The sequence below is a fragment of the Desulfuromonas soudanensis genome, from assembly GCF_001278055.1.
Classification (GTDB): domain Bacteria; phylum Desulfobacterota; class Desulfuromonadia; order Desulfuromonadales; family WTL; genus Deferrimonas; species Deferrimonas soudanensis.
Window position 1 is genome coordinate 3,042,127 of record NZ_CP010802.1, and the last position, 20,879, is coordinate 3,063,005.

The window sequence follows — 20,879 nt, forward strand, 5'->3', positions numbered from 1 at the left end:
ACAAAAATGGGCGTTTTTTGGCCCTATGGGCTCATTTTCGACCCCAAAAACAGGGTCATAATCTTCTGTCTCCCGCAACACGTAGGCATCATCGCTTCCAGTAGTTATACGCAACTGGGCAAAAATATTAGTTAAATTAATCTCCATCAATCATTCTAATGCAACTAACCAATATTTTAGAATCAAAAGAGAAACACGGTCACGGCTGTGGAAACCCGGTGCAGTATTAAAAAACGGCAACGGCGGACCCTTCGGGGTCTGCCGTTGTCGTTGCCGTGCGGGGAGAATTGCTACTGGACCGGTCGCAAGGGGACAGGCACCGACCGGCAACAAGGGGCAAGGCGCCGGCCGGAGCCAGTCCCCTAGGTCCGGCGTTTGATGTGGCGGGTGGCGACGGCGTTCCAGGGGTCGTCGGGCCAGGGGTGCCGGGGATAGCGCCCCTTCATCTCCTTTTTTACCTCGGGATAGACGCTGTCCCAGAAGGAGCGCAGGTCGCGGGTGACGGCCAGCGGCCGGCCGGCCGGGGAGAGGAGGTGGATCAGGACCGGGACGGCGCCGCCGGCGACCCGGGGGGTCTCGGCGAGGCCGAAGAGCTCCTGCAGCTTGCAGGCGAGAACGGGGCCGTCGGAGGCCTCGTAATCGAGGCGGATGTGGGAACCGCTCGGCACCTCCAGGCGCTCCGGGGCGAGGCGGGCCAGTTCCTGCTGCCGCTGCCAGCCGAGCAGACCCTGCAGAGCAGAGCACAAATCGACCCGGCGCAGGGCGGCTAGACTCGTCACTCCCGCCAGATGCGGCGCCAGCCAGGTGTCCACTGTCGCCAGAAGGGCCCCGTCGGAGAGATCGGGCCAGCCGGGGCGATGAGCGGCCAGGAGTTGTCCCCGCGCCCGCAGTTGCCGGGCGGCCGGGCTCCAGTCGAGGAGATCGAGCCCCTTGCGGCGGATCACCGTCAGAAGAGCGGGGACGACGTCCGTTTCCGTTGCCGATGCCGGGCGCTCCTGCAAGAGGAGGGCGCCGAGGCGCCGGACCTCGCGGGCGACCACCCGGCCGATCCGCTCGTCCCAGTCAACTTCCCGCTGCCATTCAAGCGTTTTGCCGAAGAGCTCTTCCACCGTTTCCCGACAGATCCGGCTGGCGAGGCGGATCTCCCCCTCCCCCGGCCTGGCGACAACCTCCACCGCCACCAGCCACTCCCCGTTCTTCACCGCAGAGGACGGCGCCAGACGGGCGCCGAAACCTGCGGAAAGAAGGTAGCGTCCGGAGCCGGGTTCGCGCTCGCGGCCGATGCGGTCGGGGTAGGCGACGGCCAGGAGGCGGCCGACCCCTGCGGCATCGGGTGCCGGTTCCGCGCCGGTGACGCCGAGTTTTTCCCGGAAGTAGCGGGCCGCCCGCGCCGCCGCCTCGCCGCCGCGATGTCGCAGCCGCTCGAGCCGGTCGAGGAGGTCGCTGTCGCTGGCTTGACAGGGGCCGTCACTTCCGCCAGGATCGCGCTCGCCGAGGAGGGCGGCCAGATCGGCGCCGAGGCCGGGCCTCCCGATTTCCCGGGCGGCAAGGAGGAGTCGGGCGAGACGCGGGTGGGCGGGAAGGGAGGCCATCTCCTCCCCGAGGGAGGTCAGTTTTCCGCTTTGGTCCAGGGCGCCGAGGAGGCGCAGCAGCGCCTGCGCCCCGGCCAGATGCCCGGCCGGGGGAGGGTCGAGCCAGGCGAGCTGACCGGCGTCCTGCACCCCCCAGCGGGCGAGCTCGAGGGCGAGGGGAGCAAGATCGGCACCGCGGATCTCCGGCGGAGTGAAGGGGAGGAGCGTCCCCTGCGTCCCTTCCGTCCAGAGCCGGTAACAGACGCCGGGGCCGAGGCGACCGGCGCGGCCGGCGCGCTGCGCGGCGCTGGCGGCCGAGATGCGCACGGTCTCCAGGGCCGTCATGCCGCGGGCGGCGTCGAAGCGGGGGCGGCGCTCAAAACCGGCATCGATAACCACCGCCACCCCGTCGATGGTCAGGCTGGTCTCGGCGATGTTGGTCGAGAGGACCACCTTGCGCCGCGGTCCAGGAAGGATCGCCCGCTCCTGCTCGGCAAAGGGGAGATCGCCGTACAGGGGGCGGAGATCGACCTCGGCTTCGAGATCGGAGAGGGCTGCGGCGCAGCGGCGTATCTCGCCGACGCCGGGGAGAAAGACCAGGAGATCCCCGGAGGACTCGGAGAGCGCCCGCCGCACCGCCGGCGGGACGTAGTCGCCGACCCTCCCCTGCGGCTCCTGTCCCAGGTAGCGCACCGAAACGGGGAAGGCCCGCCCCTGGCTGCTGATCCGCGGGCAATCGCCGAGGAGCCGGGCCACCGGACCAGCGTCGAGGGTCGCCGACATCACCAGGATCTTCAGATCGTCGCGCAGGCCGAGCTGGGCGTCGCGGCAGAGGGCCAGGGCGAGATCGGAGTTGAGGTTGCGTTCGTGAAATTCATCGAAGATGATCAGACCGACGCCGTTGAGTTCCGGGTCGGTCTGGAGGCGACGGGTGAGGATCCCCTCGGTGACCACCTCGATGCGGGTGGCCCGGGACACCCTGCGCTCATAGCGGATGGCGTAGCCGACCGTTTGGCCGACCTTCTCGGCGAGGAGCCGGGCCATGAAGCAGGCGGCGTTACTCGCCGCCAGCCGCCGCGGTTCGAGCATGACGATGGAGCGCCCTTGCAGCCAGGGCGCAGACAGAAGCGCCAGGGGGACCCGGGTGGTCTTGCCGGCGCCGGGGGGAGCCTCGAGAACCGCGGCCGGATGTGCGGCCAGAAGTCGCTGCAATTCGGGGAGGACGGCGTCGATGGGGAGAGCTGCTGCTGGGGTCGGGTCCATAAATTTCTTATCGCTTGAAAAGGGGTCGAAGGGGGGGGCTCTCCCCGGCCTGTCCTCCCCATGATGCCCGATGGGGCCCGAGCTTTCCAGCGCAAACTGCGAAGCCTTGCCCCCCCGACGCGCTCACCTTCGGGTACAATGAAGGGAGAGCGCCTGCGTGCGCGCCAATCCACCCCAAAAGGATCTTTCATGCTCATCGAGATGCACTGTCACACCGAGGAGCACTCCCGCTGCAGTTTCGTTTCCGCTGCCGACCTCGTCCGCCGCATTCACGCCAAGGGGCTGCAGGGGATCGTTCTCACCGATCATCACTACCTGTGGCCGCAAAAGGGGCTCGAAGCGTTGCGCCGCCGGGCAGGGGTCCCCGAGCATTTCCTTATCTTTTCCGGACAGGAGGTCAAGACCCCCGAGCTGGGCGACGTGCTGGTTTACGGCGCCGACGTCTCCCTGCCGCCGGGAACGCCTCTCTCGGAGATCCGCCGACGTTTTCCCGGCGCCGCCCTGGTGTGGGCCCACCCCTACCGCAGCGGGCGCCTCCCGACGGAGGCGGATCTGCGCCACCCCCTTCTCGACGGCATCGAAATCTTCAATTCCAACCAGTCGGTGCGGGAAAACTGCCGGGGACTGCGGCAATGGCACCAGCTGCGCTTCACCGCCATCGCCGGGACCGACACCCATGGCCCCAGCTATGCCGGACTCTATCCGACCCTCTTCGACCACCCCCTTTCCGACCTGGCGGAACTGGCCGGAGAACTGAAGAAGGGGCGCTGCCGCCCCTTCCTGAAGGAGATCCCCAAGGCCGGGAGCAAAAACCGGGTCACCGAGGTTACCATCGGCGCCAAGGGGTTGGACGAAATCCGCGAGCGGATCATCATCAAGACCCTGGACACCCCCTGCCAGTGGTCGAAGGCGGAACGGGCCCACCACATTCTGCAGAGCCTCTCCGATCATGGCTTTGCCCGGGGCCCCTACCGGGTGCCGCTCCCCATCGACGAAGACAGCTCTACGCTGACCCTCATCGAGGAGGGGGTGCGCGGCCGCTCCCTCTATGACAGGCTCCTCGGCGCTCCGAAAGCCGAGGGGCGTCGCTATCTGCAGCTGACCGCCCGCTGGTTGGCCCGGCTCCACAACTGCCGCCTCCTCCTCACCCCCGCTGATGAATTTCTGGCCGAGGAACAGCGCCGCCTCCCCCGCTATGTTCAGCGCTTTCTCGACATCGGTCACCCCCACAGCCGGCGGGCCGCCGAGATCATGGAAGTCGTCGATGAGCGGGAACGACGCCTTCTGACCGGCCGCCCCGAGCTGCTGATTCAGGGGCACGGCGACTTCCATCCGAAGAACATCCTTCTCGGCCAGGACCGGCAGGACGACCCCTCCACCCTCTTCGTCGCCGCCATCGACTTCGAGAGTTCTCTTACCCTCCCTCCCGCCTACGACGTCGGCTCCTTTCTCGCCCAGTTCCGCAACCAGTTTTTCGGCCATCCGCAGATTCTCGTCGACTATCCGGAGGAGCTTTTCCTCTCCGCCTATCTCGAAGAGAGGTCCGCGGTGGAAGACGATTTCCACGGACAGGTGGAACTCTTCCGGGCGCGGACCAACCTGAGCATCGCCGCCTATCTCATCAAGGTTGGAATGGGGGGGAGCGAAGATCTGTGGCGGGTTCTGGTCGAGGCCGAACAGGCCCTCAGCGCCGGGATGCCGACCCCGGGAGAGGGTCGACGCCACAGGGGAGGGCCGGCATGAATAGAAAGGGAGGGAAAAGGACGACACGGGAAATATCCACCGCCCCTGCACGGGGAGGAGCGGCGGGGAAAAGGGGTTTCACCCCTTGAGGTGAAAGCGCAACTTGACGGCGCCGATTTCGATCTGGTCGGCGTTCTTGAGGAGCGTTCCTTCTTCCACTGGGTGCCCGTTGAGACTGAGCTTGTTGCGCTTCTCGGGCGGAATCAGGGTGTAGCCGCTTTTGTCCCGGGAGACGAAACCGGCGACCTTGGGAGCCAGGAGCCCTTCGAGGCGGATCGCCGCCCCCTGATCCTTGCCGATCATGGTGAGGCGCTCGGTGAGCTGGTATTCGTCGTGATCGAGCGATCCCCCGATCACCTGCAGGATCCCCATGAATCCCCCCGCCTCCCCGGAACCGCCCCCTTTGGTCGCCTTCTCCAGGCGGTCGCGCTGCTGCCGGGTATCGAGGACCATGGTCCTGTCCATGTCCAGTTCGCGCAGATCGGTCTCCCCCTCCCCTTCCCCGGCTTCGTCCATGAGGAAGATCAGGGTGTGTTTGCCGATGTTTACGGCATCGTTGTCGTTGAGCCCCCATTTGCTGATCTTGCGCTCGTTGACGAAGGTGCCGTTGGTGCTGTTGAGATCCTCGATGAAATAGTGCCCGAGCTGTTTTTCCACCCGGGCGTGGAAATTGGAGACGGCCAGATTGTCGATCTGGATGTCGTTCTTCAGGTTGCGGCCGATGGTGATCTGGTCCTTGTTGGTTTCGAGAACCTTGAGGATCGAATCGTTGAATTTCAAAAGTATGCGCGGCATAAGGTCACCTCCTGTTATAAAAAAGCAGATTTTTCATTCTGGTCGTTAGTCCGGGCGAATCGAAATAAACGGCGATGATGGAGATATTGTCCGGACCGCCGCTGCAGTTGGCCAGATCGACCAGGGTCCGGCAGGCGCTGCGCGGCCCGGCAGCCCCCCGGACCAGGGAGAGGAGAAGGGGGTCCGGGACGACGCCGGTCAGGCCGTCGGTGCAGAGGAGAAGCCGGTCACCGGGGGACAGAGAGACCTCGGAGAGGGCGACTTCGAGCTCCGGGGCGATCCCCAGGGCCCGGGTGATAATGTTCCCCGGAGCGGTCGATTCCAGCCCCTGACGCAGCTGTTCGGCGCGCAGGGAATGGTCTTCGGTCAGAGGGATGATCGAGGGGCCGCGCAGCAGGTAAACCCGACTGTCCCCCACATGGGCGATGCAGACCCGATCCCCCCGCACCCAGGCAGCGGCCAGGGTCGTCCCCATCCCCCGCCAGGGGGGGTTGTCGGCAGCAGCCTGACGTATCCGGCCGTTGGCGTAGCGGACTGCGGCGGCGAGGCGGCGGGCTGCCTCGGAGAAGGCGTCATCCGCGGAGCCGATAAAGGGCTCCTCGACCGCCGCCGGCTGGCGCAGATAATCGGCCACGGCGTCAACGGTCATGCGGCTGGCCACCTCGCCGGCGGCCAGGCCGCCGATGCCGTCGGCCACCACGAAGAGACCGAGATCGCAGGCCAGACTGAAGCTGTCCTCGTTGTTTTCCCGGCAGCGTCCCCGGTCGCTCTGGCCAAAGGCGCGGAAAATCATCGTTTCTCCCCGGCCAGGCAGGCGCGCAGGCTCTCTGCAACCTGGGCGGCGCTGCGGTAACGTCGGGTGATTCCCTTGGCCAGGAGCCTGTCGACAATCAGGGCGCAACAAGGGGGGAGAGAAGGAGCCACCTCGGAGAGGGGGGGGCAGGAGCCGTTGGCGATGTTGTACATCAGGACCGCCAGATTCTCTCCCTTGAAGGGCTTTTCGCCGCTGAGCATCTCGTAGAGCACCGCCCCGAGGGAGAAGAGATCGGAGCGGCCGTCGACCTTCTTCCCCGCCACCTGCTCGGGGGACATGTAGCTCGGGGTGCCGAGCACGACGCCGGTCTGGGTCTGGGAGGAGCTCATCACCCGGGCGATGCCGAAATCGGTCACCTTCACCTCCCCGCCGGCAAGGAGCATGATGTTGGCGGGCTTGATGTCCCGATGGACCAGATCGTGGCGATGGGCGTAATCGAGGGCGTCGGCCACCGCCGCGGCGATCTTCAGCACCTGCCGGTAGGGGAGGAGGTGACCCCGGGTGCAGTGGCGGGAAAGGTCGACCCCGTCGAGGAATTCCATGGCCAGGTAGGCCATGTCGTGCTCCTCGCCGGCATCGTAGATGGTGACGATATTGGGATGATTGAGGCGCCCTGCGGCTTCGGCCTCGCGGAAAAAACGGGCCTTGACCCCCTTGAGCTGCTCCGGTTCGACGTCGGCATAGCGCAGCGTCTTGATCGCCACCTCTCGGTTGATTTTCGGATCGCGGCCGAGATAGACGGTCCCCATCGCCCCCTGCCCCAGTTCGCGGAGGATTTCGTAGCGCCCCATGGTCGGCCGGCTGGCGGCGTCGTGGAGGACCAGGGTGGCGTCTTTTCCCCCCTTGTGGCCGAAGACCATCGTCTGATCCATGGCTTTGAGCCCGGCCACCCTCTTCTTCACGTCCTTGAACCGGCCCTCTTTCAGGATATGGGCGTAGACGGCCACCGCCTTGTTGAACATCCGCTTGCGCTCGAAATCGAGGGCCAGGCTGTAGAGAAGCTCCCGGATCGACGGGTCGGCCACGGGGCATTGCAGGAATTTGTCATGGGCCATGTCGAGAAGCCCCTGCCCCTGATAGGAGAGCCCGAGGAGCTTGAGATCCTCGTACCCCGCCGTTGTCCCCCGACGGCGGCGGAGAGAAGCGATCAGAGCCAGGCCGAGAAGGGCCAGGAGAGTCGCCGGTCCGACCTGGAACCAGAGTCCCCGCGAGACCAGAAGGGCTCCGACAACGCCGTACCAGGTGAGGAGGAATATCCCGAGAATCAGCAGGCCGCCGCGCAGGGAAAGGCGTGGAACGACCAGGGTGAGAAAGAGTCCGAAGTAGAGGAGAACGAGGGTTTCGAGGGCAAAGGCCCACCAGGGGCGTGCCAGATGGCTGGGGGAGAGGAGGCCGGCCAGGGAACGGGCGGCGACTTCCACCCCGGCCGCCTCCTTCCCGGAGGGGAGGCGATAGAGGGGGGTTTCGCCGGGAGCGGTCACCCCGATCAGGACCGGGAGTCCCCGGAAGGTCTCGACAGGGACCGCGCCGGAGGCGACGGCGGCAAAGGAGTGGACCTGCACCGCCTCGGCATCGTCCTCATCGAGGAGTTGGCGGAAATGACGGTCGGTGGGCAGGAGAAATCTGCCGAGAGTCACCCCGGCAAAACCGCCGTCCGTTCCGCCGAGCGCCAGATCCCCCGGGGGGACCTGGCGCAGGAGGGCGGCCAGCTGCAGGGCCATGGAGGGGAACCAGCGCCCGGCGTAATCGATCCCCAGGGGGACCCGGCGCAGGCGGCCGTCGGGGTCGGCCAGCAGATTGATATGACCGAGGGCGCGAGCACTTTTTGTCAGTGCCACCACCGGCCGGGAGACCTCCCGGGCGACCAGCTCCTCCCCCCGCCCCTCCTCCAGGGGGTTGCGGAACTGGCTCAGGGTCGAGAGCCAGTCGCGGTGGGGGTTCCAGGGAAGGAGGGAGTTTTTCTTGAGGGGAGGAGGAAGTTCCGATGAGCTCCCCGCAGGGGGAAGTCCGAGGGAGAAACGAAGGGGGAGAACCAGATTGCCGGCGCGGTCGGCTGCCGCAGCCAGCCGGGCGTCGCCGTCCAGGCGTCCGGCACTCTCGGCCAGGGCGGCAGCGAACTCGCCGGCGGAGCCTCCCGCCGCCGGGGCCGCAGATAAGTCCTGGCGCAGACGACGGATCTCGGCGAGTCCCGGGTTGTTTTCCGCAGAAGAATAGAGGGGATAGAGGCCGATGGCGGCGGCGCCACCCGTTGCCAGGCGCTCCACCATGGAGGCGATTTCGGTCCGCGGCCAGGGCCAGCTCCCCAGCTCCTGGAGACTGGCGGCGTCAATGGCCACCAGCGCCACCGGACCGGCGGCGCTCGGGCGCCTCCGCAATTTGACCGCCTGATCGTAGATTCGTCCGTCGAGAATTTGCAGGGGAGCTGCCTGCAGCAGCGCCCCGGCCAGAACGGCCAGCGTCAGGCAAAAGCAGAGAAATCCGGTGGATGTCAGAAGTTTTTTCAAGGAGGTCCTTCCGGCGTTCCCCCGGTGCGCCCTGGTGGGGAGGGGCAGGGAGATGCGATTACGGCAATGCCTGCGGAAGGAGAAGCAAAATCAGTACCCTTTTGCCAACGGGCATCTGATAAAAATCGTCAGGGGGAAAATAACTCATTCCCAGCGGTCGCCCCGCCCTTTGCGCAGCTCCACGTATTCCACGTGCCCCTGGTCGTTGATGAAGGAGCTGAGGAGCCAGCTCACCACGCTGATGACCAGCGAACCGACCACCGCCGTCCAGAAGCCGCGCACCTGGAAACCGCTGATGACCCCCGAGGCCATCATCAGCATCAGGGCGTTGAGGACGAAGGTAAAGAGGCCGAGAGTGAGGATATTGATGGGGAGGGTGAGGAGAAAAAGGATGGGGCGGAAAAAGGCGTTGAGAATGCCGAGGATGGCCGCGGCGAAAAAGGCCGAGAAAAAACCGCTGACCTCGATCCCGTCGAAGACATAGGCGGCGGCCATGATGGCCAGGGTCAGAATCAGCCAGCGAAGGAGAAGTCCCTTCATGTTACCTCCGAAGTCGGTGTGCAGGGGCCCCGCAATCAAAAGGGGGCACCAGAGAAAATCTCCGGGAAGGATAGCCCATTTCCGGCTTCAGGTCACCCCGAACTTTTCCCCTCCCCCTCGGAGCGAAGTGGAGGAACCCGGGGGTCCTTAGCCATCAGTCGCCCTTTTCCCCGCTCTTCTCCCCCCCGCGACCGAACTTGCGCAGCACCTCGGCCATGGACAGCAGACGCCGGTCGACACGGCCGTTGACCGTTTCCTCCGGCCAGGACCCGTCCTCCTGCGCCTCCCCGGCCGGAGTCCCGGTGAGGATTTCGATCCCCTGGTCAATTGTGGCAACGGCCCAGACATGGAACTGACCGTTGCGCACTGCCTCGACCACCTCCGGCTTGAGCATCAGGTTTTTCACGTTCTGGGCGGGGATGATGACCCCCTGCTCGCCGGTCATTCCCTTGGCCTTGCAGACGGTGAAAAACCCCTCGATCTTTTCATTGACCCCGCCGATGGGTTGAATCTGGCCATGCTGATTGACCGAGCCGGTGACGGCGATCCCCTGTTTCAGGGGGAGGCGCGCCAGGGATGAGAGGAGGGCGTAGAGCTCGGCGGAGGAGGCGCTGTCCCCTTCGACCCCGGCATAGGACTGCTCGAAGCAGATGGAGGCGGCCAGGGCCAGGGGCTTGTCCTGGGCGAAGCGCTCGCCGAAGAAGCCGGAGAGGATCATGACCCCCTTATCGTGGATCGGCCCGGAGAGCTTGGCCTCCCGCTCGATGTTGATGACACCCCCTTTGCCGAGGTAGGTGCGCACCGTAAGCCGCGAAGGTTTGCCGAAGGCGTAGTCCCCGAGCATGTAGACGGAGAGGCCGTTGATCTGGCCGACGACCGACCCCTCGGTGTCGACGAGGATGGTGCCGTCGTCGATCAATTCCTGGATCCGTTCTTCGGTCTTGTTGGAGCGATAGATCTTCGCTTCAAGGGCCAGCTCGACATGGGAGGTGTCGACCCGCTCCCGCCCCTGAAGCCCGGCATAGTAGGCGGACTCGCGGATCAGGTCGCAGAGGTCGAGGAAGCGCGAGGAGAGACGGTTTTTGTCCTCGATGAGCCGGGCCGCGTATTCCACCACCCGGGAGACCCCCGTGGGATCGAAGGGGAGGAGTTTTTCCTCCCGGCAGTGGGTGGCGATGAACTGGGCGTACTGCTGCACGTTCTCCCAGGTGTTCTTCATCATCCGGTCGAAGTCGGCCTTGACCTTGAAGAACTTGCGGAAATCGGTGTCGAGCTGGTAAAGGAGATAGTAGAGGAGCGGCGGCCCGATGAGAATGATCTTGCAGTTCAGGGGGACGGGACGGGGCTTGAGGGAGACGGTGGCGATGAGCCGGAACTGCTCGGCCATGTCCTCGATGCGGATCTCCTTGTTGCGGATGCAGCGCTTGAGGGCCTCGTAGGTGAAGACGTTGATCAGCACCTCGCGGCAGTCGAGGATCAGATAGCCGCCGTTGGCCCGGTGCAGGGCGCCGGGCTTGATCATGGTGAAGTTGGTGATGGCGTTCCCCATCTGGATGACGTGCTCGATCCGGCCGAAGATGTTGAAGTAGGTCGGATTCGGCTCGTAGATCACCGGCGCCCCCTTGAGGGCGCTGTTGTCGACGAAGGAATTGATGCGGTAACGGTCGAAGGACGGCTCCTGCCCCCCCATCTTGAGCCCCGGCAGGGTGATCTGCGGCCCCTGGGAAGGGCGGAATTCCTCGAGGCGCGAGAGGAGGTCCTTCTTGCAGCTTTCAAAGTGGGCCAGTATCCTGTCGAAAGCCTGGTATTTTTCTTCGAGCTCCGCAAAGAGCTGACCGACGGCGGAGAGGAGGACGTCCTTCTCCATCCTGGCCACCTCCCGGCGCATCTCCCCTTCGAGGTCCCGGATCTGGCGCAGGACCTCGTTGAGGAGCTCCTGCATCGCCTCCCCCTTCCTGTCGAGGGCGGCGCGTTCCTCGTCGCTGAGGGCCTCATAGTCCTGCTGGGAAAGGGGTTGTTCGTTTTTTTTCGGGACCAGGACGAGGCCATTCGGGGTGCGCTGGAGGATGAACCCCTCGTCGCTGACCTGCTGTTCGAGCTTCTGAAAGAGGGCCTTGTTTTTCTCCTGGTACTCGGTCTCGATGCGGTTTTTTTGTTCCTCATAGGTCTTGCTCTCGAAGACCTTGGGAAGATCTTCGGCCAGGCGACCCACCAGGGTTTCCACGTCCCGGGCAAACTCCTTCCCTTTTCCCGCCGGGAGCTCGATGAGGCCGGGGCGGGTCTCATCTTCGAAGTCGAGGACGTAGCACCAGTCGGCGGGGACCGGCCGGTCGGCGGCCCGCTTTCTGAGGATCTTCTTGATGGTCGAGGAGCGCCCGGTCCCCGGCTCGCCGAGAATAAAGATATTGAATCCGTCATCCTCAATTCCCAGGCCGAATTCGATGGCGGTCAGGGCGCGATCCTGGCCGATGGCCCCTTCGAGGCTCGAGAGCTCCGCGGTGGTGGCGAACTCGAACTGGTTGGGGTCGCAGCGCCAGAACAGCTCGTCGGGAGAGAGTCGATATTTCTCCACTGTCAGCTCCTTTCGTTGCCGTATTCGCAACTGACCAGGGTGATGGGAGCCTCCAGATAGCTCTTTACGGCGGTGAGAAATTCCGCCGCGTCGGCGCCGTCGAGAATGCGGTGATCGGCGGAGAGGGTCAGACGGAGCATCGGAGCGATGGACGGTTCCTCATGCTCGTCGAGGATGATTTCTCCCTTGACGGTCCCTACAGCGAGGACCGCCGCCTGCGGCGGGGTAATGATGGCGCTGAAGGATTCGACGCCGAGCATCCCCATGTTGGAGATGGTGAAGGTGCCGTCGGCCATGTCTTCTCCCCTGAGTTCACCCCGATGCGCCCGGTCGACGAGTTCCCGGGTTCGGCCGCTGATCTCCTTGAGGGAGAGGGTTCCGCAGTCTCTGAGGACGGGGTTGTAGAGCCCGCGGTCGGTGGCCACCGCCAGGGCGATGTGAATGCCCGGCTGCTCCACTGCCTCGCCGTCGACCCAGTGGCTGTTGACCCAGGGATGCTCCCCGAGAGCGCGAGCGGCGGCGGCAACGACAAAGTCGTTGATGCTGAAGCGCAGATCCTTGCGGAAGCGGATGACGTCGGTCATATCGACGGCGACGGTGACGAAAAAATGCGGGATGCTCTGCCAGCTCTCCACCATTTTTCGGGCGACAATCCGCCGGATCTTCACCGATTTCTTCCCCCCCTTCTCCCGGGCCGCCGGAGTCTGCACGGCCTCCCCTTCGGGTGTCCGCCGCGACACCCCTTCGACGTCGGAGAGGACGATGCGGCCGCCGGGTCCGGTCCCGCGGATCTTTTCGATATCCAGCTCCCGTTCCCGGGCCCGCTGGCGTGCCGCCGGAGAGGCGGCGGCCCGGACGGACCGGCGAGGGGTCGGGGTCGACGGCTCTTTTTCCGGTTCGTCTCCCTCCCCCCTTTCCCCTTCGTCCTCCTCTTCCCCTTCGTCCTCCTCTTCCTCTTTCTCCTGCCCTACCTCTTCCTCCTCTTTTGCTTTCTTGGCACCGGCGTCCTTTACCTCTTTTTTCCCGTGCGCCTCCGGCTCCCCGTTTTCTTTTTCCCCCCTCTCCCCCTCGCCGCCTTTATCGCCCCCCTTATCAGAGGTTTTTTTACTTTCCCCTTCGGTTTCCCCCTCCCCCTCCAGCAGGGCGATGACCGTTCCCACCTTCACCGTCTCCCCTTCCTCAACCTTGAGGGCCTTGACGACGCCGTTTTCAAAGGCCTCCATCTCCATGGCCGCCTTGTCCGTTTCGACCTCGGCGATGATGTCCCCCCGGGCGACCCTGTCCCCACCCTTGATGTGCCACTTGAGGACCGTCCCCTCTTCCATGGTGTCGCTGAGCTTGGGCATGGTGATTTCCATCGGCATTGCGGCAATCCCCTCAGTAATTTTGGTTTTCATCACCGGCGCCAATGCACAGGGACCGGCGTCCGGAGGTAAAATCTTGCGGCTAAAACAGTTCCCGGACCCGGGCCGCGACCTGCGCGGCATCGGGAATGGCCGCCTTTTCCAGCGCCTTGTTGTAGGGCATGGGGACATCGGCCCCGCCGACCCGCAGCACCGGGGCATCGAGATCGTCGAACGCCTCCTCCATGATGCGGGCGGCGATTTCCCCTCCCCACCCGCCGGTGAGCCAGGATTCTTCCACCGTCACCGCCCGGCGGGTCTTGCGCACCGAGTCGAGGACGGCCTTCATGTCGAGTGGGTTGAGGGCGCGCAGATCGAGGACTTCGACCTCGATCCCCTCTTTGGCCAACTCTTCGGCCGCCTCCAGACAGACATAAACCATCCGCGAAAGGGTGACCAGGGTCAGGTCGCGCCCCTCCCGCTTGATGTCCGCCCGGCCGAGGGGGATGGTGTATTCCCCGGCGGGGACCTCCCCCTTCACGGCGTAGAGTCCCTCGTGTTCGATGAACATCACCGGATCCTGAGAGCGGATGGCGCTCTTGAGGAGCCCCTTGGCGTCGGCCGGGACCGAAGGGACGATCACCCGCAGGCCGGGACAGTGCAGGAAGAGGGCTTCGAGGGAATGGCTGTGCTGGGCGCCGAGCTGGTGACCGGCACCCCCCGGGGTGCGAATGGTGAGGGGGACCGCCACCTGGCCGCCGAACATGTAGCGGGCGACCGCCGCATGGTTCATGATCTGATCCAGGGCGACGATGGAGAAGTTGATGGTCATCAGTTCGACGATGGGGCGCAGTCCGGTCATCGCCGCGCCGCAGGCCATGCCGACGATACCGGCCTCGGAGATGGGGGTATCGATCACCCGTTTATCGCCGAACTTGGCCAGAAGACCCTTGGTGACCTTGAAGGACCCTTCGTAGAGACCGACATCCTCGCCGAGGACAAAGACGGTTTCGTCCCGTTCCATCTCCTCGTGCAGGGCCTGATTGAGTGCCTCTCGGCAGGTGATTTCGGGCATCAGCCGACTCCTTGGCAGCAGGGGCAGAGCAGCGAACCGGGTTAACTCGCAGGGTTATGGCGCGTAAACATCCGTCCACAGCTCCTCGGGATCGGGATCGGGACTCTCCTCGGCAAAAGCGATCGCTTCCTGGATGATTTTCCTCTCCTCCTCGTCGATGGCTGTGAGCTCTTTTTGACTCGTGTGTTCTTCACGGAGAAGGTAGGCGGCCAGGGCGGGAATCGGGTCGCGATCCTTCCAGATCTTCTTCTCCTGTTCGCTGCGGTAGGTTCCCGGATCGGAGATGGAGTGGCCGCGGTAACGGTAGGTGCGCGCCTCGATGTAGGTCGGCCCCTCGCCGTTGCGCGCCTTCTGCACCGCCTGGTGGACCGCCTGGTAGACGGCGAGCACGTCCATGCCGTCGACCCGGAGTCCTGGGGTCTCATAGGCGCAGCTCTTCTTGTAGAGTTCTTCGACGGCGCTGGCCCTGGCCACGCTGGTGCCGATGCCGTACATGTTGTTTTCGCAGATAAAGACCACCGGAACCCGGTAGAGGGCCGCCATGTTCATCGCCTCGTGAAAGACCCCCTGATTGGTCGCGCCGTCGCCGAAGAGGCAGACGACCACCTCGTCCCCCCCCCGATAGAGAATGGAGTATCCGAGGCCGACGGCGAGGGGAAGATGCCCGCCGACGATTCCGTACCCGCCCATGAAACGCCGTTCGGCGTCGAACATGTGCATCGACCCCCCCTTCCCCCTGCTGACCCCGGTCGCCTTGCCGAAGAGCTCGGCCATCACCGCCTGGACCGGAACCTTTTTGGCGATGGCCAGACCATGCTCACGGTAGGCGCTGATCAGATAGTCGTCGGGGTGGATGGCGTGCGCCACCCCCACGCCGACCGCTTCCTGGCCGCTGTAGAGGTGGAGAAAACCGCCGATCTTCCCCTGGCTGTAGAGTTGCGGGCAGGCCTCTTCAAACTCCCGGATCCGCACCATGTCGCGATACATGGAGAGGAGCTCCGGTGTTCCAAGCATCAAAGGATCCGATTTCCCGTCCATTTCTCTCCCCCTGGTTCCCGGTCCGAGGCGTCTTCGGTAAAATACTAACATCCGCCCGGGGGTTGGCAAGCCCGCCCCGGGGGGAGCAAACCCCTTGCTATTGATCGTTAACCCGCTAATATCATGAGACTGCAACCAAAGGACCGGACGGGAGAGACCATCATGAGCCCATATGTCGATTACACCATTGAAGAGGGGATCGCCCATATCGTCCTCGATGCGCCGGGGGAGAAGGTGAACATCCTCAGCGGCGATTTTCTCAAGGATCTGGATCGCACCGCCGATGAACTCTCGCAGAATGCAGTGATTTCCGGAGCCGTGATCTTAAGCGCCAAGGAGGGGGGATTCATTGCCGGGGCGGATATCGAGGCCATCGAAGAGGTGGACGACCCCGATCTGGGGGCCGACCTGGCCCGGGAGGGGCAGCGGGTCCTGGGGCGTTTCGGCACCCTCCCCTTTCCGGTGGTCGCCGCCCTGCACGGGCACTGCATGGGGGGCGGAACCGAGTTCGTCCTCGCCTGCCACTACCGGATCGCCGCCGAGGATGCCGCCATCGCCCTCCCGGAGATCAAGCTCGGAATCTTTCCCGGTTTCGGCGGCACCCAGCGCCTGCCGCGGCTCATATCCCTGGCCAAGGCTCTCGACATCATTCTCACCGGCCGCACCGTGCGCAGCCGCGAAGCCCTGAAAATCGGCCTCGTCGACCGTGTCGTGGCCGGAAAGGATCTGCGGGGCGCGGCTCTCGCCCTGCTGCGGGAGGTTGTGGCCGACAGCCGGCCGATTCTCGAGCAGCGCCGGAAGAGTTGCGGCGGCTGGCGCACCTGGCTGCTGGAGAAAAATCCCCTCGGCCGGGCGATTCTTTTTGCCCTCGTCCGCCGCACCACCGCCCGGAAGACCGGCGGGCACTACCCGGCTCCCTTCAAGGCGCTGGACGTCCTCCGGAAGGGCCTCTCCCTCCCCCTCGAGCAGGGGCTGGAACTGGAGGCGCAGGGGCTCGGCGAAATGATCGTCACCCCGGTGTGCAAGAACCTGCTCCGCGTCTTCCGCCTCTCCCAGCGTCCGAAGAAGGAGTCCCGGCCGGAAGGGACTCCCCGCAAGCTGCGGCAGGCGGCCGTTCTCGGTGCCGGAATCATGGGGGGAGGAATCGCCCATCTGCTGGCCGAGAACGACATCCCGGTCCGCCTCAAGGACCTGCGCCCCGAGGCGGTCGAAGCCGGCCTCGGCCACGCCAGGACACTCTTCGGCAAACGTGCGCAAAAAACCGGCGGCGGCGAAGCCGAGGTCGTCAAAAAGATGGCTCTGTTGACCGGGGCCACCGACTACAGCGGCTTCGACCAGGTCGATCTGGTCATCGAGGCAGTGGTGGAACGGATGGTGGTCAAACAGGGGGTTCTGCGGGAGGTGGAAGAAGTCCTGCGCGACGATGCCCTCTTCGCCACCAACACCTCGGCCCTTTCGGTGAGCGAACTGCAAGGGGCCGGACAACGACCGCAGAATGTCGCCGGGCTGCATTTCTTCAATCCCGTCGACCGGATGCCCCTGGTGGAGATCATCCGCGGCAAAAAGAGCGCCGCGGAGACCACGGCCACCCTCTTCGATCTGGCCGTCAGGCTCGGCAAGACCCCGATCCTCGTCGACGACCGTCCCGGTTTTCTCGTCAACCGCCTCCTCGGCGCCTACCTCAACGAGGCCTGCCTCCTCGCCGAAGAGGGGGTGAAATGGCAATCCATCGACAGTGCGGCCCGTCGCTTCGGACTCCCCATGGGCCCCTTCCGTCTCATGGACGAGGTCGGCATCGATATCGCCGCCGAAGTCGGCAAGACGTTGAGCAAGGCCTTCCCCTATCTTCCCGAGAGCCTCCTTCTGGAAAAGGCCCGGCTGCGCGGTCTCAAGGGACGGAAAGGGAGGCGGGGGTTCTATCTGCACCCCAGGAAGGGAAAGACCCGCCCCAACCCGAAGGCGGCCCCCCTTCTCGATCTCAGGGAGGAGCGCACGGCCTCGGCCAAGGACTGGCGCCGCCTGATGCTGCTGATGGTCAACGAGGCCGGGCGCTGCCTCGAAGAGGGGGTCGTCGCCTCCCCCGAGGATGTCGATACCGGAATGATTTTCGGCACCGGGTTCCCCCCCTTTCTCGGCGGACTCTGCCGCTGGGCCGATGCGGAGGGGGTGCCGGCGATGGTAACGGAACTGGAGGCTTTGTCCGGCCTCCTTGGCGCCCGTTTCAGCCCCTGCAACTATCTCAAAGGGCGTGAGCTTCTGCTGCCCGCCAAACCATGAAAGGAAAAACGACCATGAACTACTACTTCAGTAAAATTCTCCCGGTCACCTTCGATCAGGCCGTTCTCCGGGTCACCGAAGAACTCCAAAAGGACGGATTCGGCATTTTGACCGAGATCGACGTCACCGGGACCTTGAAGAAAAAGCTCGGCGTCGATTTCCGCAAGTACCGGATTCTCGGTGCCTGCAATCCGAACTTCGCCTACCAGGCGCTGCAAAAGGAGGCGCATATCGGCACCATGCTCCCCTGCAACGTCATCGTTCAGGAAACGGAGGACGGGAGGATCGAGGTGGCGGCGGTCGACCCCCTGGTTTCGATGCAGGGAATAAAGAACCCCGAACTGGCCCAGGTGGCCGGCGAGGTTCAGGCGAGGCTCAAGGGGGTCATCGACCGCCTCTAGGAACCGGGTAATCCGCCCTTTATGTCCGCCGGAGCAATCGGGCCGACGGCGACAAACGCCACCCCTTGAAAGGAGAGGCATGGGAAAGCACCTCGTCCTGGCCGGCGGCGGCCATGCGCACATGACGGTTCTGGCCCGCCTCGACCAATTCGTCGGCCGAGGACATCGGGTGACGCTCATCAGTCCTTCACCCTATCAGTACTACTCGGGAATGGGGCCGGGGCTGTTGGCGGGAACCTACCGCCCGCAGGAGGTGCGCTTTCACATCCGCAAAATGATCGAAGCACCGGGCGGCTCCTTCCTGGAGGACCGGGTCAGCGGGATCGATGCGGCGGGAAAGCGACTGCATCTCGCCTCGGGGGGAGATCTCTCCTACGATGCGGTCTCCTTCAATACGGGGAGCGGCGTTCCCCTCGGTTCCCTCGACGGGGGCTCGCCCAACGTTCTCCCCGTCAAACCGATCGAGAATCTGTTGCGGGTTCGGGAGACCCTGCTGTCGTGGAAAGAAAAACGACCGCCCCGACTCCTGGTGGTCGGCGGCGGTCCGGCGGGTGTGGAACTGGCGGGGAACCTCTGGCGACTCCTGAGAGAGCTCGACCGGGAAGGGAACATATCCCTGGTGGGGGGGAGCAGAATCCTCAAGGCCTTTCCTGACCGGGTCCGGACCCTGGCCCGGCGCTCCCTGGAAAATCGCGGCATTGTCCTGCACCAGGGGGTCCGAACGAAATCCCTGGCAGGAAAGGTTGCGCTCCTCAGCGACGGCGCCTCGATCCCCTTCGATCTGGCTCTCGTCGCCGTCGGCGTCTCGCCCGCCCCCCTCTTCCGGGATTCGGGGCTGGCCACCGGAGAAGATGGCGGCTTGACCGTCAACGCCTTCCTTCAGTCGCCGGATTACCCCGAGATCTTCGGCGGTGGCGACTGCATCCATTTCGCGCCATCCCCCCTCGACAAGGTCGGAGTCCATGCCGTGCGGCAGAATCCCGTGCTCCTCCACAACCTCCTGGCCGCCCTGGACGGGGGGCCGCTCAGGCCCTATCTTCCCCCCTCGGCTTACCTGCTGATCCTCAACCTCGGCGACGGGCGAGGCATTTTGTCCAGGAGGGGGTGGACCGTCGACGGACGGCTCGCCTTCCTGGCCAAAGACTACATCGACAGGCGTTTCATGAAGAAGTTCCAGATCTCCGGAGAGCTCAAGGAAGAGGCGTAAACTCCCCCGCGGGATTACTGCCGGTCCGACCTCTTTGCCGCCAGCTCCGCAGCCCGGGCAAAGGCCGCCTCCATGTCAGGGAGATGGGCGATGTCGGGAACGACCTGGAGATAACGCACCTTCCCCCCGGCGTCGACGATGATCACCGCGCGCGCCAGGAGCATGAGGTCCTCGATGAGCAGTCCGGTTTGGCGCCCGAACGCCCCCTCCTTGTAGTCGGAGAGATAGCGGATATCGGTCAGACCGGCCTCCTCGGCGAAGCGCTTCTGGGCAAAGGGTGTGTCGCGGCTGAGGACCAGGCGCTTGACGGTGGCCGGCAGCTTATCCCCCTCCTCACCGAGGTAATGAGTCTGGGCTTCGCAAACTTTAGTGTCGATCGAGGGGACGATGCTGAGCAACAGGACGTCGCCCTTGAGCCGGGAGAGATCGACCGTCTCCAGGGTCATGGCGTCGACCATGCCGGTGGCGGGAAGAGGATTTCCGACGGCCAGCGGGGTGCCGAGGAGCTTGAACGTCTTCTCGCCCCGGATGACCGTCGTTCCCGGCTCCACAGACCCTTTCTCCATGGGTATTTCTGCTGCCCGGTTCCCCGGGCAGCCGGCAAGAAGCATAAAACCGAAAAGTAACAGTCCCTCAACAACGGCAGATTTTTTCATGACCGGTTTCTCCTTTTTCTCCTCCCGAAAAGGACGGCAACCGACTCCTCTTCCTGTGGCCGGATCGACACTCCCGGAAGAATCTTAGCAGGCGCCGACCGTCAGGCAAACCGGGGAAGCGGGGCAGGATAAAAAAAGAGCCGGCCGGAAAGTTTCGAAACTTTCCGGCCGGCTGTGCTTGCTATAAAGGCCGAGTGGCCCTAGCCCAGGAACAAGTTGTGATTGCGCGCCCGGTTCGCCATGATGGTCGGATCGAGGACCTCTCCGCAGGCGCAGCACTTCCAGGCATCAAAAGTGCGCACGAAATCATAGAACTTCTCGGCGTACATTCTTCCCTTGCACTTAGGACATTTCATCGCTTCCCCCTTGTTTTGATCATTTTGTATGGTTTACTTCGTAGCAGCCAATCGGTAAGAAATACTATTACACGAGGCATGCCAGATCGCCACACAGGGGGAAGAAACCTTTTTGTCCTGTCTTCTTTTCTTTTGCAAATCGGACAGTTACCCTGATCATCTCCGCTTAAAAAAACTTCCGCCAGGCTGCGATCTTCGCCGCACCCACCCCCGAAACCCGCCGGACCCCCTCCAAAACGATAAAATCGCCATTTAATTGACGGTCGGCACAGATTTTTTCCGCCAGACGGGGACCCACACCGGGAAGAACCTGCCAGTCTTCGGCGGTCATGCGGTCGGGATGCAGGGGGATGGAGAGTGCGATCCTCTGGCCGGAGGACATCCAGTCTCTTTTTATTTCGGATACTTGTCCTTCGGTGACAATGATATCCAACCGTTCGCCGCTGATCAGGGGGGAAGACAGGGCGATCTTCCGGGTCAATTCGGGGGTGGGCGCAAGTCCCGTCAATTTCATGACGTCCCCCCAAGTCTCACCGTCATAAATTTGATGGCCCCCCGGATCGGGGAAGCCGGAGGAGAACATCACCCACCCGGGACTCTCCTGCTCCAAATAAAATGCCGGGGGTTCTCCGTTCTGGAGAACCGCCCGGCGGCCGTCGGTGACGAGGAGCAATCCCAGCACCCCCAGGACGAGAAGGACCGTGCCGGGGGGTGTGCTCATAAC

At 64.2% G+C, this 20,879-nt stretch carries 16 protein-coding genes; 4 read left to right on the forward strand and 12 right to left on the reverse strand.

Annotated elements, in window-relative coordinates:
- Positions 1 to 362 precede the first annotated feature (362 nt).
- Positions 363 to 2,834, reverse strand: a complete 2,472-nt coding sequence (gene hrpB, locus DSOUD_RS13570) for an ATP-dependent helicase HrpB (RefSeq protein WP_053551513.1) — start codon at positions 2,832 to 2,834, stop codon at positions 363 to 365.
- Positions 2,835 to 3,023: 189 nt separating this feature from the next.
- Between hrpB and DSOUD_RS13575 the strand changes: the two genes are divergently transcribed.
- On the forward strand, positions 3,024 to 4,577 hold the full coding sequence (locus DSOUD_RS13575; protein ID WP_053551514.1) for a phosphotransferase: 1,554 nt from the start codon (positions 3,024 to 3,026) through the stop codon (positions 4,575 to 4,577).
- A gap of 78 nt (positions 4,578 to 4,655) precedes the next feature.
- Here the strand turns inward: DSOUD_RS13575 and DSOUD_RS13580 are convergent, their stop codons facing one another.
- The 8 genes from DSOUD_RS13580 to pdhA all read right to left on the reverse strand — a co-directional run bounded on the left by DSOUD_RS13580 (position 4,656) and on the right by pdhA (position 15,258).
- A complete protein-coding gene (locus tag DSOUD_RS13580; protein WP_053551515.1) occupies positions 4,656 to 5,372 on the reverse strand; it encodes an FHA domain-containing protein in 717 nt (238 codons plus the stop codon).
- Between the two features lie 4 nt (positions 5,373 to 5,376).
- Positions 5,377 to 6,165, reverse strand: a complete 789-nt coding sequence (locus DSOUD_RS13585; RefSeq protein WP_053551516.1) for a PP2C family protein-serine/threonine phosphatase — start codon at positions 6,163 to 6,165, stop codon at positions 5,377 to 5,379.
- A complete protein-coding gene (locus DSOUD_RS13590; protein WP_053551517.1) occupies positions 6,162 to 8,690 on the reverse strand; it encodes a CHASE2 domain-containing serine/threonine-protein kinase in 2,529 nt (842 codons plus the stop codon). Before DSOUD_RS13590 ends, DSOUD_RS13585 begins: the two co-directional genes overlap by 4 nt.
- 144 nt (positions 8,691 to 8,834) lie before the next feature.
- Positions 8,835 to 9,230, reverse strand: a complete 396-nt coding sequence (locus DSOUD_RS13595; protein WP_053551518.1) for a phage holin family protein — start codon at positions 9,228 to 9,230, stop codon at positions 8,835 to 8,837.
- A gap of 154 nt (positions 9,231 to 9,384) precedes the next feature.
- Complete coding sequence (locus DSOUD_RS13600) at positions 9,385 to 11,802, reverse strand: Lon protease family protein (protein WP_279330560.1); 2,418 nt, start codon at positions 11,800 to 11,802, stop codon at positions 9,385 to 9,387.
- A 2-nt stretch (positions 11,803 to 11,804) separates the two neighbouring features.
- Complete coding sequence (locus DSOUD_RS13605) at positions 11,805 to 13,199, reverse strand: dihydrolipoamide acetyltransferase family protein (protein WP_198300320.1); 1,395 nt, start codon at positions 13,197 to 13,199, stop codon at positions 11,805 to 11,807.
- Positions 13,200 to 13,248: 49 nt separating this feature from the next.
- Positions 13,249 to 14,220, reverse strand: coding sequence for an alpha-ketoacid dehydrogenase subunit beta (locus tag DSOUD_RS13610; protein WP_053551520.1), 972 nt, complete (start codon positions 14,218 to 14,220; stop codon positions 13,249 to 13,251).
- A gap of 54 nt (positions 14,221 to 14,274) precedes the next feature.
- Positions 14,275 to 15,258, reverse strand: coding sequence for a pyruvate dehydrogenase (acetyl-transferring) E1 component subunit alpha (gene pdhA / locus DSOUD_RS13615; protein WP_053551521.1), 984 nt, complete (start codon positions 15,256 to 15,258; stop codon positions 14,275 to 14,277).
- A 162-nt stretch (positions 15,259 to 15,420) separates the two neighbouring features.
- Between pdhA and DSOUD_RS13620 the strand changes: the two genes are divergently transcribed.
- The 3 genes from DSOUD_RS13620 to DSOUD_RS13630 all read left to right on the forward strand — a co-directional run bounded on the left by DSOUD_RS13620 (position 15,421) and on the right by DSOUD_RS13630 (position 19,143).
- Positions 15,421 to 17,535 (forward strand): 3-hydroxyacyl-CoA dehydrogenase NAD-binding domain-containing protein, encoded by a 2,115-nt coding sequence (locus DSOUD_RS13620; protein WP_053551522.1) that lies wholly within the window; start codon positions 15,421 to 15,423, stop codon positions 17,533 to 17,535.
- Positions 17,536 to 17,549: 14 nt separating this feature from the next.
- Complete coding sequence (locus DSOUD_RS13625) at positions 17,550 to 17,936, forward strand: DUF302 domain-containing protein (RefSeq protein ID WP_053551523.1); 387 nt, start codon at positions 17,550 to 17,552, stop codon at positions 17,934 to 17,936.
- 79 nt (positions 17,937 to 18,015) lie between these two features.
- A complete protein-coding gene (locus DSOUD_RS13630) occupies positions 18,016 to 19,143 on the forward strand; it encodes an NAD(P)/FAD-dependent oxidoreductase (RefSeq protein WP_053551524.1) in 1,128 nt (375 codons plus the stop codon).
- A gap of 14 nt (positions 19,144 to 19,157) precedes the next feature.
- Here DSOUD_RS13630 and tpx read toward each other — a convergent pair whose 3' ends face one another.
- The 3 genes from tpx to DSOUD_RS13640 all read right to left on the reverse strand — a co-directional run bounded on the left by tpx (position 19,158) and on the right by DSOUD_RS13640 (position 20,876).
- The gene (gene tpx, locus DSOUD_RS13635; protein ID WP_157671881.1) at positions 19,158 to 19,709 is read right to left on the reverse strand and encodes a thiol peroxidase; all 552 of its coding nucleotides are present in this window, start codon (positions 19,707 to 19,709) and stop codon (positions 19,158 to 19,160) included.
- 290 nt (positions 19,710 to 19,999) lie between these two features.
- Positions 20,000 to 20,155 (reverse strand): hypothetical protein, encoded by a 156-nt coding sequence (locus DSOUD_RS18195; protein ID WP_096335443.1) that lies wholly within the window; start codon positions 20,153 to 20,155, stop codon positions 20,000 to 20,002.
- 166 nt (positions 20,156 to 20,321) lie between these two features.
- Positions 20,322 to 20,876, reverse strand: coding sequence for a ComEA family DNA-binding protein (locus tag DSOUD_RS13640; RefSeq protein ID WP_053551526.1), 555 nt, complete (start codon positions 20,874 to 20,876; stop codon positions 20,322 to 20,324).
- Positions 20,877 to 20,879: the final 3 nt, after the last annotated feature.

Excerpts from the sequence above, each read along its gene's own strand:
- DSOUD_RS13620 (WP_053551522.1), top strand. The coding sequence starts at position 15,421 with ATGAGCCCATATGTCGATTACACCATTGAAGAGGGGATCGCCCATATC.
- DSOUD_RS18195 (WP_096335443.1), bottom strand. The coding sequence starts at position 20,155 with ATGAAATGTCCTAAGTGCAAGGGAAGAATGTACGCCGAGAAGTTCTAT.
- DSOUD_RS13610 (WP_053551520.1), bottom strand. The coding sequence starts at position 14,220 with ATGCCCGAAATCACCTGCCGAGAGGCACTCAATCAGGCCCTGCACGAG.
- DSOUD_RS13575 (WP_053551514.1), top strand. The coding sequence starts at position 3,024 with ATGCTCATCGAGATGCACTGTCACACCGAGGAGCACTCCCGCTGCAGT.
- DSOUD_RS13640 (WP_053551526.1), bottom strand. The coding sequence starts at position 20,876 with ATGAGCACACCCCCCGGCACGGTCCTTCTCGTCCTGGGGGTGCTGGGA.
- DSOUD_RS13605 (WP_198300320.1), bottom strand. The coding sequence starts at position 13,199 with ATGAAAACCAAAATTACTGAGGGGATTGCCGCAATGCCGATGGAAATC.
- pdhA (WP_053551521.1), bottom strand. The coding sequence starts at position 15,258 with ATGGACGGGAAATCGGATCCTTTGATGCTTGGAACACCGGAGCTCCTC.
- hrpB (WP_053551513.1), bottom strand. The coding sequence starts at position 2,834 with ATGGACCCGACCCCAGCAGCAGCTCTCCCCATCGACGCCGTCCTCCCC.
- tpx (WP_157671881.1), bottom strand. The coding sequence starts at position 19,709 with ATGGAGAAAGGGTCTGTGGAGCCGGGAACGACGGTCATCCGGGGCGAG.
- DSOUD_RS13630 (WP_053551524.1), top strand. The coding sequence starts at position 18,016 with ATGGGAAAGCACCTCGTCCTGGCCGGCGGCGGCCATGCGCACATGACG.
- DSOUD_RS13595 (WP_053551518.1), bottom strand. The coding sequence starts at position 9,230 with ATGAAGGGACTTCTCCTTCGCTGGCTGATTCTGACCCTGGCCATCATG.
- DSOUD_RS13580 (WP_053551515.1), bottom strand. The coding sequence starts at position 5,372 with ATGCCGCGCATACTTTTGAAATTCAACGATTCGATCCTCAAGGTTCTC.
- DSOUD_RS13585 (WP_053551516.1), bottom strand. The coding sequence starts at position 6,165 with ATGATTTTCCGCGCCTTTGGCCAGAGCGACCGGGGACGCTGCCGGGAA.
- DSOUD_RS13625 (WP_053551523.1), top strand. The coding sequence starts at position 17,550 with ATGAACTACTACTTCAGTAAAATTCTCCCGGTCACCTTCGATCAGGCC.